Here is an 11738-nt window from a genome sequence, read left to right as displayed (position 1 = left end):
GCTTTGAAAAATAATAAGTGTCTAAGCTTTAAATTGCTTTGTGAGTTATATTAACAATGCCCTCATGTTTTAATCTACCACAAATAAGTTCCGGAGATATCTTCTTTTTTAACAAAGCTATTATTAGCTTTTTAACTTTACAGGATAGCTTATGATTATTTGAAGTTCTGCGGCTTTGATATAGCTTCTGTGCTATCTCAGCATTATAGTCACTATTTATACTAGTGCGATTAAGTTCCTTTTTTATAGCTCTTTCACTATAGCCAATTTTATTGGCTATTTGAGATGTTTGGTATCCTAATTTAAGTAATTCTTCTATGCAATATCTATTTGAAAGAGTTAAGTGCTTTGGCATTTTTTAGTTCCTTATCGTTTATTTTAGTTTCGTCAAAACCTAATAAACTATATTTGGAACTCTCTTTCAACTATTTAAAACTTTCAGAATACAATCTAGCATTTAATTTAGATGCATTAAATGGTTTATAATTTATATTAGTTTACGTATAATTAGCAACAACACGCGCGAAAATATATGCAAATATAAAATCTGTCAGGAATATTTATGGATAATTCTATTTCTCTAATTCAATTAATTTTACATGCTAACTTTATAGTTCAGCTTATTATGTTAGGCTTAGTGGCCATGTCTGTTTACTCTTGGGCTATTATGTTTGAAGTTAACAATCGTGTAAAAAAATATCGTAATGAACAGGTCCAGTTTGATAAGTTGTTCTGGGCAGGACATCATATACAAAAATTGTATGACTACTATCTTCAGCATAAAGAAAACATCTTTGGTAAATCAATAATATTTTGCTCAGGTTTAAGAGAATTTAATAATCTTAAAGATACTGGGATACTAAGAGGCGATACTATTCTAGAAGGTATGGAAAGAACAGTAAGTATAGCTATAGCTCAAGAGGCGAAAGAGCTAGATAGAAAGTTGCCAGCTTTGGCTACGATAGGTGCTGTATCTCCATATATTGGACTAGTTGGTACTGTTTGGGGTATTATGTCGTCATTTAATACACTTGGTGGTGTAGAACAGGCTACAATTTCTATAGTTGCTCCTCATATCGCAGAAGCATTGATTGCTACAGCACTTGGTCTTTTTGTGGCAATTCCTGCCGTTATCGGGCATAGTAGATTGTCTAATCAGGTTGATGATGTTTTGTCAGGTTATGAATCATTCCAAGATGATCTATGTATATTACTTTTGAAGGAAGCGCATAGAGATGAAGTTCAACAGCAACATCAAGAAAGCTTTTAAATAAAGGCTTTTTAATATGAAAAAGAGAAACAAAAGATTTTTTAGAAAAAAAAGACCAATGGTACAAATCAATGTAGTACCGTATATTGATGTAATGTTGGTGCTTTTGGTTATTTTTATGATTACAACACCTATATTAACACAAGGTGTAAAGGTTGATTTACCTAAAGCTCAGTCTGAGAAAATACCTTCTAACGATAGTAAGCCTATTGTTGTTACTGTCAACAGGGATGGAGAGTATTTTGTTAATCAAGGAGTTAGTGATCCAAAAGCACCACTAAGTGCTAGAGATCTTACAAATGCGGTTGTTAGCTTATCTCAGCAATCTCCTGGTAAGCCTGTATACGTACGAGGTGATAGTAGTGCAAGTTATGGCGAGGTAGTAAAAGCTATGGCTTTTATTCAAAGAGCTGGTGTAGATAAAGTGGGGTTAGTCACTGAAGATGGCAAATCTTAATTATCAAAAAATTATTAGTTTCTGTAAAAAAACAGTCGATGAAAATCCATTCTTGGTAAAGGCAATACTTGTACATATTGGTATTGTAATTTTGCTATATACGCTAGCCTTTATAAGTGATCTTAAGTTTGAAACTAGTCAGGCAGCTTTGAGTGCGCAGGTTGAGAATACACCTAAGAAACTTCAGATTATTCAAGCAACATCAATAAGTAGTAGTGAGTTAGACAAACAAATTTCTGCTTACGAAAATCACCAGCAAGAATTAAAACAAGCTAGAGAAGATATTAAGCAAGCAAAAAAACAGGCCCTTATAAAACATCAGCAAAAACTAAAAGAACAAGCTGAAGCTGAGAAAAAAGCAAAGTTAGAAGCAAAAATAAAAGCTATAGAAGAAGCTAAGAAAAAGGCTCAAGAAGAGGCAAAACATAAAAAAGAACAAGAGCTGAGAGCTAAACAAGAAGCAGAAGAAAAAGCTCGTCAAGAGAGATTGGCCAAAGCAAGAGCAGAAGCTATTGCATCAGCTAAGCGCGAGGCGGCAAAAAATCAGGCAGATTTAGCTGTTAGCAAGTATGTTACAGAATATACTGATAGAGTTGGCTCAAACTGGATTAAAGATGATTGTAGAGGTATATATGATTTACCAAGAGCAATAATCAGAAATGGAGAGTTTATTAAACTCACAGGAACTTCAGGTGATTATAGTTGTGATCAGTCGCTTATAGATGCTATTAAAAATACAACTCCACCAGAGGCGTCAAATCCTATTGCAAGAAGAACAATACAAACAGAAAATATAAGCTTTATATTTAAACAAAGTTAATGAGGAATAATATGAGAAAAATCATTACAGGCTTTTCGATATTTGTTTTTTTAATATCTAGTCTATATGCAGACTTAGTCGCTGAGGTGACAACAGGCGTTATTCAAAAACCGTTAGTAACGGTGATAAGTAATAATGTTGTAGATCAATTTCCTCAACAAGTAAATTCTATAATAGTTTCAGATCTTAACCATAATGGTAAGCTACAAGGCGAAGATCCTATTAAGTATGAAATTAATCAAAGTCAGAATATACCTTGGAAGAGTTTGAAGTCTGATTATGTTGTTTTAACAAAATATACAAAAGATTCAAATAATAGCTACACTGTTGAAGTACAGATATATAAGAGAAATGATACAAGTTATATCAGATCAATAACATATAAAAATATAAGTACATCTCTAGTGAGACCTTTAGCACATAAGATTGCTAATTATGCATATCAAAAAATTACTGGAGAGCAAGGCTTCTTCTTGACAAAGTTAGCATACGTACAAGTAAGTAATCCTTATGCTAGATATGGCAGAATTTATGAGCTTGTAATATCTGATTATGATGGTTATAACAAACATACAGTTCTTAGACAAAGTGATAATCCTATAGCTACACCATCATGGTCAAATGATGGAAGATATATAGTTTATTCAAGCTATAGTGGCGGTAGTATGGGTGTGTACACTTTAGAGATAGCTACAGGAAAAGTTACTAGGATAACTAATTTTAAAGAGATCAATAGTTCTCCATCATTCTCTCCTAATGGCAAAGAAATTGCTTTAGCTTTATCTAAAGGTTATTCTGATCAAACTAATATCTATATATTAAATTTAGCTACTAAAGCCTTAAAGAGAATAACTATAAATGGTATAAATACAGCTCCAAAATTCTCACCAAATGGTCAGAGTATAGTATTTACATCTGATAGAGATGGGCGTCCAAATATTTATGTTGCGCCGGTTAACTCAAGATATCCTCAATCATCTAAACTAAGTAGTAGGATATATCAAGGCTATGAGCCAAATTATACTCCAGATGGTAAAGATATTATATTCATGAACCAGTCTAGATCAAGTGGTACTCAGATAGCAGATTTTAGTTTAGCTAATGGAAGTGTAACAAATATTACAAATGGTAAATCAGATAGTTCACCTACAGTATCTCCATTTGGCAATATGATTGCGTATATATCTACAAACTCTAGAGGTTATAGTTCATTAGATATGGTATCATTAGATGGAGACAATCATTTTAATGTTGACACAGCTAATAATGGTAATATTTTAATTCAGTCCCCAAGCTGGTCACCCAAAAACTTTTAAGGAGCTTGTATGAGAGTTTTGGTTAAAAATTATTTTGTTTTAGCTTTAGCTTTATTAATTACAAGTTGTACGTGGTATAAAGGACCTCCTTTACAAGCTAATGCAAATGGTAGCTTAGATGGTTCATCTTTGAATGAAACAAGTGGTCCTGGTTTTATTAGTACGCTTAAAAGTGGTTAAAATTATGGATCAAGTTATACTGGCTATGCAGATGATGGTGGTAATTATGAGGTTTCAAGTTTTGAAAATAGCTAAAAACAGGAGTTAAATATGCTGAAAAAAAGTATTGTGAGTATAACTGTTGTAAGTTCTATGCTTATGTTGGCGAGTTGCTCAAGCACTAGACCAGATAATAGTGATTTAATCAAAGATAAGTATGCTGGTGTTGATAGTTCACAAGCTTTAGAGATGTCTTCGCAAATATATGGTTCTGATAATATGAGCTCAGATCAAGTTGAGCAAATGAAAAAAGAGCTAATGGATATTAACTGTAGATCAGTATACTTTGGTTTTGATAGTTATAATATTACTGATGATGCTAAAGAATGCTTAGATAAGACAGCAGACTATCTAATAGCGCATTCAGATCAACCAATCAAATTATCAGGTAATACTGACCCTAGAGGTAGCGAGAAATATAACTTTAACCTAGGACAAAAGCGTGCTGAAGCAGTATACAACTACTTATTAGGTAAAAATGTAAATAAAGATCAAATCTGTGTTGTAAGCTATGGTAAATTAAAACCAGCGGCAGAACTAACTCAGTTCTATGATGAGTTCTGTACAGATGGTGTTAATGATACGTGTTCATATAAAGCATCTGAAAAAGCTTTCTACTTAGATAGAAGAACGGAAATTGATTTCGGTGTGAAATGTGATGAGAGTAATTCTTCAAACTAATTAATAACCTTTCATCTCGATTTGTAATTTTATCTTTAACTATTTTTTTATCTCAAATTGTTCTACAATAGTCGCATAATTTTTTGTTTGAATTAAATATTATGATTAAAATTCCTAAAATTGGTTTTGTGAGTCTTGGTTGTCCAAAAAACCTTGTTGATTCTGAGCGTATAATAACTAAGTTAAAGGCTGAAGGTTATGATTTAGTTGATAGCTATGATAATGCTGATATGGTTATAGTTAATACTTATGGTTTTCTAAACTCTGCTATTGATGAGTCTTTGGAAGTCATTGGTGAAGCAATAGCTGAGAATGGCAAGGTTTTAGTAACAGGATGTCTGGGAAATAAGGCAGATCTTATCAAAGAAAAACATCCAGAAGTTCTAAGTATTACAGGGCCTCAAGATTATGAGAACTTGATAGAAGCGGTGCATACTCATGCTCCGATATTTGCAAATGATTTTGTATCTTTAGTACCACCACAAGGTATTAAGCTTACACCAAGACATTATTCGTACTTGAAAATATCAGAAGGGTGTAACAACACTTGCACTTTTTGTATTATTCCAGATATTCGTGGTAAGCTAAAAAGTCGCTCAATAATATCATGAAAGAAGCTGAAAAGCTTAAAAATGCTGGTGTTAAAGAGCTACTTGTAATATCACAAGATACTTCTGCGTATGGTGTCGATATTAAATATAAGTCCGGTATTTGGAATAATAAAGAATATCAAAGTAATATTTTAGATCTTGCTACTGCTCTTGGAGAATTAGATATGTGGACAAGATTACACTATGTTTATCCATACCCGCATGTTGATAAAATAGTACCTCTTATGGCACAAGGGAAGATACTTCCTTATTTAGATGTGCCTTTACAACATTCATCTCCTGAGGTTCTAAAAAGAATGAAGCGCCCAGCTCATACGCAAAAAACTCTTGATAGAATCAATAAGTGGCGTGATATATGTCCGGATATAACTATTCGTAGTACATTTATAGTGGGATTCCCAGGTGAGACAGAAGCTGACTTTGAGCACTTATTAGATTTTGCTGAAAAAGCTCAGCTTGATAGAGTCGGTTGCTTTAAGTATTCTGAAGTAGAGGGCGCAAAGGCTAACCAGTTTGATAATCTTATTTCTGAAGAGGTCAAACAACAGCGTTTAGATGAATTTATGGGGTTACAAGTACAAATAAGCGCCGATAAATTACAACGATTTGTTGGAACAGAACAGCAAGTAATCATAGATGTCATAAATAAAGACGAAAACTATGCGATTGGTCGTACTAAATATGATGCTCCAGAAGTAGATGGACAAGTAATTATCGGCGATGCGCTAGAAAGAAATCTAAAAGTAGGTGAATTTGCAACCGTCGAGATTACAGAGTCGACTGAGTATGATCTGATAGCTGATTAGTTTCTGTATATTAAACTTTCTTAATATTCATTTATCTGTATAAAAAATCCATAATCTTATTTGTATACTTGTAGTACTAGAGCATGATTTTGGGAGAGTGCTATGAGTGGTAATTTAGTTGTTATAGGTGCCTCTGGTGCTATAGGTCATGCTGTAATTAAAAGACTAAGACAGTTATATCCTAATGCAAATATATATGCGTTTTCACGTGCTAAAGTAGTTGATTGTGTAGAAGGTGTAGTTTATGAATATATTGATTATACTGATGAATCAACAATCGAAAAAGCAGCAAAATATGTTTATGATAAGTCAGGAGCTATTAATCTGGTTTTTGTAGCTACTGGTATACTACATACTTCCGAGATAAAACCAGAAAAATCCTTAAAAGAATTATCTGCTGACAAATTTATTGAGCTCTTTAAAGCAAATACAATATTTCCGGCTTTGGTCGCAAAGCATTTTATACCCAAGTTAGCTAAAGATACTAAGTCTGTATTTGCAGCTATTTCTGCAAGAGTTGGTAGTATTTCTGATAATCAGCTTGGTGGTTGGTATGCTTATAGAGCTTCAAAGGCTGCTTTAAATATGTTTATCAAAACAGCAAGTATCGAAACTAAGCGTGTAAATCCAAGTGCTATAATACTTGGGTTGCATCCAGGGACTGTGGATAGTCATCTTTCTAAGCCTTTCCAAGCTAGAGTAGCTGAGGGTAAGCTTTTCACATCTGAGTATTCAGCTAGTAAACTAATTGAAGTTCTAGATGGCTTAAAAGCCGATGATAGTGGTAAATGTTTCGCATGGGACGGTAAAGAGATTATTCCATAGTTAACGTCTTGAGAGGTATTTTATGAGTGATAAGAGTATAACAGCCAGTAAAATTATAGAAATGGCTTGGTGTGATAAAACATCATTTGATTCAATCAAAAATATAACTGGATTGTCAGAGCCACAAGTTATAAAAATCATGCAAAATAATCTTAAGCCGAGTAGCTTTAGACTTTGGCGCAAAAGAGTATCAGGAAGAGTTGCAAAACATCACAAAAAGCTAAATTATACAAATGCAAGTAGTCTGGTTTAAGCGTGATTTACATATATATGATAATTTGGTATTAACACAGGCAGCTACAAAAGGAGATGTTTTACCAATATATATAATTGAGCCTGAGCTTTGGCAACAGCTTGATATGAGTCATAGGCAATATTTGTTCTTATCAGAATGTTTAGAAGAGTTAAATACTGAACTTACGAGATTAGGACAACCTTTAATCTTAATGATTGGTGATGCTGTAGAGGTTTTTGAGCAGCTAATACAAAAATATCATATCAAGGATGTTTGGTCGCATCAAGAAACTTGGAATGACTGGACATATCAACGTGATATTAAGCTTGAGAAGTTTTTTGAGCAAAACAATATTGCATGGTATCAACCATATCAGAATGGTGTAATTCGTTGTTTAGCTGATAGAGATAACAGGGCTTTGTTATGGCATAAACGCATGAGCGAGAAGATCGTTGAAGCACCTAATAAACTTAAATTTATTTGTGAAAATCAAACTAAAATACCTACTGCTGGAAGTCTTGGTCTAGAGTATGATAATTGCTATAAACGGCAAAAAGGTGGTCGAGTTCGCGCACTTAGAATCCTTGATAGTTTCTTATATCAAAGAGGTTGTGGTTATACTAAAGAGATGTCTTCACCTCTGACAGCTTTTAGAAGCTGTTCGAGATTATCGCCATATATAGCTTTTGGAGTTATATCGATAAAAGAAGTATATCAACTTGCTAATCAGCGTAAAAATGAAATCAAAGCTAGTAGTATAAAAAATAAAACAAAATGGTTAAGCGCAATGCGTTCATTTTTATCGCGCCTGCGCTGGCATTGTCATTTTATGCAGAAGTTAGAGGATCAACCAAGTATTGAATATGAAAATTTGCATTCAGCTTATGATCAACTACGCACAGAGCCGCTAAATCAGCAATATTTTGAGGCATGGAAAGTGGTAATACTGGTTATCCAATGATAGATGCGTGTATGCGAGCCTTGATTGCAACAGGATGGTTAAATTTTCGTATGCGTGCAATGCTTATGAGTTTTGCAAGCTACCATTTGTGGTTGGATTGGCGTGTTACATCGCTATATTTGGCAAGATTATTTACTGATTATGAACCAGGTATTCATTACTCACAAGTACAAATGCAATCTGGGACTACAGGTATTAATAGTATCCGTATTTATAAACCCTATTAAGCAAAGCGTTGACCAAGATCCTAATGGTGAGTTTATTAGAAGATGGGTACCTGAGCTAGAAAATGTAACTGATGAATATATCCATACACCATGGTTAGAAAAACATAATGCTGTAGATTATCCAGATCCAATCATTGATGAGAAACAAGCACGGAAATTTGCTGCGGATAATATTTATAAGATTAGAAAAGACTCAAAGAATAGTCAAGAAACTAAAAATATTGTCAAAAAACACGCTAGTAGGAAAACGCCCAGAAAAATCAAATCTAAACAACAAAAGGTAGAGAATATTCAAGGAGAGCTTTTCTAATGAGAACCTTACGATTAATTCTAGGAGATCAACTTTCACAAAGTATTTCTAGCTTGAGAGATTGTAATAGAGTAAATGATGTGTGAAGTGATGCAAGAGGCTAGTTATGTTAAGCATCATAAAAAGAAGCTAGTGTATATTTTCTCAGCAATGCGCCATTTTGCACTGCAGTTGCATAAATTAGGCTATAAAGTTTGTTATACAAAATTAGATGATCCAAAGAATACTGGTTCATTTTATAGTGAAGTTCAAAAAGTTATTGAAAAACTTGGCTTACAAAAGCTTATTGTCACAGAGCCAGGTGAATATCGAGTATTAAAAGATATCCAAAGTTGGCAAAAAGATTTTTCAATAGATGTTGAAATACGCACAGATGATAGATTCTTAGCAACAATTGATGAGTTTGTAAAGTGGTCAAAAAACTACAAGCAAATACGCATGGAATATTTCTATCGTTATATGTGTACCAAACATAATATTTTGCTTGATAATGATGGTAAGCCAGAAGGTGGACAGTGGAATTATAATAGTCAAAACCGTAAAACACCAAGTTCTGATATTCAAATCCCAAAACCATATAAAAGTACAGCAGATGATATAACTAAGCGAGTAATTAAGTTAGTCGAGAAAACATTCGCTAATAATTTTGGTGATATCGAGCCATTTAATTATGCTGTTACTAGAGAGCAGGCGCTCGAAGCACTAGATTTATTTGTTAAAGAAAGACTTAGTGATTTTGGAGATTATCAAGATGCTATGCTTGAGGGGCAGGCATGGATGTATCACTCTCATATTTCTATGTATATCAATAATGGGCTTACTGTTACCTATGGAATGTATCAAGGCTGCTGAAAAAGCATATTATAATGGCAATGCTCCTTTAAATGCTGTTGAGGGTTTTATCCGTCAAATTCTTGGTTGGCGAGAGTTTGTGCGAGATGTTTATTGGTTGAAAATGCCAGACTATCGCGATATGAACTACCTTGAAGCTACGCGTAAATTGCCAAGCTTTTATTGGGATGCCGATACTAAGATAAATTGTCTGCATCAATGTGTTAAAGAAACTAAACAAAATGCCTATGCGCACCATATTCAAAGACTAATGGTGCTTGGTAATTTTGCATTATTAGCAGGGGTTTGATCCTAAGTATGTCAATGAATGGTATTTGTTGGTATATGCCGATGCTTATGAGTGGGTGGAACTACCAAATGTATCTGGAATGGTGCTTTTTGCTGATGGTGGATGCTTGGCAAGTAAGCCTTATGCGGCAAGTGGTAGCTATATCAAAAAAATGTCTAATTACTGTGATAATTGTGGTTATAAAATCAGTAAGAAAAATGGAAGTGATGCTTGTCCATTTAATTACTTATATTGGGATTTCTTAGCTAGAAATAAATCAAAGCTAGCTAATAATCCTCGTTTGGCAATGATTTATAAATCTTATGAAAAGATGACTAATGAGAAGAAAGAACTAATTAGACAAGATAGTAAAAAGTTTCTTGAGGAATTAGGTATATGAAAAAACAGCATTTGCCTACGAAGGTTTGTGTAGTATGTGGTTTACCATTTAATTGGCGTAAGAAATGGGCAAAAGTATGGGATGAAGTAAAATACTGCTCTGAAAGATGTCGGAGAGCAAAAAATAAAAAATAAATCTTATCTGAAAATATTCAATTAACGTTCTCCAAGCCTATTTCTTATTTTCGATGTTATAAAAGATGTAAATCTATTTTTATCTTTAATTAGTATATAAAATGGTTTGAAAAAATTAGGTAATAACTTCAAAAATGAACTTTATCCAAAAATATTTTGCAATTATAGTGATACTAGGAGTTCTTTTAGCTGTATCAGTACCTTACATATTTATACCATTGAAGCCATATATTACTTATTTATTGGCTACTATTATGTTGGTAATTGGACTTCATCTACAACCAAAAGATTTTGTAAAAGTCGCTAACCTCAAGGGAAAGCTACTGGTTATATTGTTTTTGAAATTAACTGTTACATCAATAGCAGCTTTTATAATTGGTAAGCTCTTTGGGTTGAGCTTAACCGCATTGATAGGTTTAGTTATTGTTGGCGCTTGTCCAGGAGGCACAGCTTCAGGAGTTATGGCTTTATTAGCTAGAGCAAATATTTCACTTACTGTTAGTTTAACTTTCTTAACAACATTGTTAGCACCAATAGTTATGCCATTGATCATCTATTTTTTCTTTGCAAAAAGTATTGAGTTAGACTGGTTTGGTATGTTTGAAACAATGGCAATAATAGTTATCTTACCAATAGTTTTAGGAATTTTAATTAGTAAATTTACTAAACTAAATGATTTAACTTGCTAGATAGTATTCTCAATGTTTATAGAGATACCAAAATGTACTTCATTAGGTGTCAAGTAATTTAAACATTTCTTAGGTCTATTATTCAAGTCTATCTGTAACTTTCTAATGTATTGATGAGATATATTGTTAAAGTTAGTACCTTTAGGTATAAATTGTCTGATATACCTATTCATGTTTTCATTAGTACCTCTTTGCCAAGGACTGTATGGATCAGCAAAGAATACTTTGATGCCAGTCTTGCTAGTTTGCTTCTTATGTTTAGCAAACTCTTTACCATTATCAAATGTAGCTGTTAATATTTTATGACCATTAGATACTTTGTACAATATTCTATTGATTGAATTAGCTGTTCTATCTATAGACTTGGCTAAAATAGTAAATCTGCTAGCTCTATCGACCATTGTTACAATAGCACCTTTATGGTCTTTACCAACAATAGTGTCACCTTCAAAGTGATAAAGATTTTTTCTATTAGCACTGCTAGGTCTTTCAGAAATACTCGCTCTATCCTTTATCTTAACTTGTTTAGAGTCACCTTCTTTTTTGTATTTATATTGTCTAGCTTTGAAAAATAATAAGTGTCTAAGCTTTAACTTGCTTATTAAGTTGTAAATTGCTTTGTGAGTTATATTAACAATGCCTCATGTTTTAATCTAC

Annotated in this window: 8 protein-coding genes and 7 pseudogenes; 13 read left to right on the top strand and 2 right to left on the bottom strand. The window is 33.1% G+C overall.

All coding sequences use genetic code 11. The features are described 5' to 3' along the window. Positions 1-31 precede the first annotated feature (31 nt). A pseudogene (locus tag F8C69_RS05570) lies at positions 32-355 on the bottom strand (helix-turn-helix domain-containing protein); the annotation flags it as partial. Between the two features lie 207 nt (positions 356-562). Between F8C69_RS05570 and tolQ the strand changes: the two are divergent. From tolQ to F8C69_RS05505, 13 genes and pseudogenes are all read left to right on the top strand, one after another. Beyond that, a complete protein-coding gene (tolQ, locus tag F8C69_RS05565; protein WP_159184495.1) occupies positions 563-1270 on the top strand; it encodes a protein TolQ in 708 nt (235 codons plus the stop codon). Positions 1271-1286: 16 nt separating this feature from the next. Then, the gene (gene tolR, locus F8C69_RS05560) at positions 1287-1727 is read left to right on the top strand and encodes a protein TolR (protein ID WP_159184494.1); all 441 of its coding nucleotides are present in this window, start codon (positions 1287-1289) and stop codon (positions 1725-1727) included. Continuing rightward, a complete protein-coding gene (gene tolA, locus F8C69_RS05555) occupies positions 1714-2547 on the top strand; it encodes a cell envelope integrity protein TolA (RefSeq protein WP_159184493.1) in 834 nt (277 codons plus the stop codon). The genes tolR and tolA overlap by 14 nt, the downstream gene beginning before the upstream one ends. A gap of 11 nt (positions 2548-2558) precedes the next feature. Beyond that, entirely contained in the window at positions 2559-3863 is a 1305-nt protein-coding gene (locus F8C69_RS05550; RefSeq protein ID WP_192189640.1) for a PD40 domain-containing protein, read from the top strand. A gap of 9 nt (positions 3864-3872) precedes the next feature. Further along, positions 3873-4118 (top strand): annotated as a pseudogene (locus F8C69_RS05545) (hypothetical protein). A 15-nt stretch (positions 4119-4133) separates the two neighbouring features. Then, positions 4134-4763 carry an OmpA family protein gene (locus F8C69_RS05540; protein ID WP_159184491.1) on the top strand — a complete coding sequence of 210 codons (630 nt, stop codon included), beginning with the start codon at positions 4134-4136 and terminating at the stop codon, positions 4761-4763. A gap of 101 nt (positions 4764-4864) precedes the next feature. Further along, positions 4865-6180 (top strand): annotated as a pseudogene (gene rimO / locus F8C69_RS05535) (30S ribosomal protein S12 methylthiotransferase RimO). A gap of 102 nt (positions 6181-6282) precedes the next feature. Beyond that, positions 6283-7005, top strand: a complete 723-nt coding sequence (locus F8C69_RS05530) for an SDR family NAD(P)-dependent oxidoreductase (RefSeq protein ID WP_159184490.1) — start codon at positions 6283-6285, stop codon at positions 7003-7005. 22 nt (positions 7006-7027) lie between these two features. Continuing rightward, positions 7028-7258, top strand: coding sequence for a TIGR03643 family protein (locus F8C69_RS05525; protein WP_159184489.1), 231 nt, complete (start codon positions 7028-7030; stop codon positions 7256-7258). Beyond that, a pseudogene (locus F8C69_RS05520) lies at positions 7239-8738 on the top strand (FAD-binding domain-containing protein). Before F8C69_RS05525 ends, F8C69_RS05520 begins: the two are co-directional and overlap by 20 nt. Further along, positions 8738-10258 (top strand): annotated as a pseudogene (locus F8C69_RS05515) (cryptochrome/photolyase family protein). The pseudogenes F8C69_RS05520 and F8C69_RS05515 overlap by 1 nt, the downstream one beginning before the upstream one ends. Next, positions 10255-10392, top strand: coding sequence for a DUF2256 domain-containing protein (locus F8C69_RS05510; RefSeq protein ID WP_159184488.1), 138 nt, complete (start codon positions 10255-10257; stop codon positions 10390-10392). The pseudogene F8C69_RS05515 and the gene F8C69_RS05510 overlap by 4 nt, the downstream one beginning before the upstream one ends. A gap of 134 nt (positions 10393-10526) precedes the next feature. After that, positions 10527-11075: pseudogene (locus F8C69_RS05505) on the top strand (bile acid:sodium symporter family protein); the annotation flags it as partial. 2 nt (positions 11076-11077) lie between these two features. Here F8C69_RS05505 and F8C69_RS05500 read toward each other — a convergent pair. After that, positions 11078-11722 (bottom strand): annotated as a pseudogene (locus tag F8C69_RS05500) (IS30 family transposase); the annotation flags it as partial. Between the last annotated feature and the right edge of the window lie 16 nt (positions 11723-11738).

This window comes from Francisella noatunensis subsp. noatunensis, from assembly GCF_009823375.1.
Classification (GTDB): Bacteria; Pseudomonadota; Gammaproteobacteria; order Francisellales; family Francisellaceae; genus Francisella; species Francisella noatunensis.
This window is presented reverse-complemented; position numbering and strand designations above follow the sequence as displayed.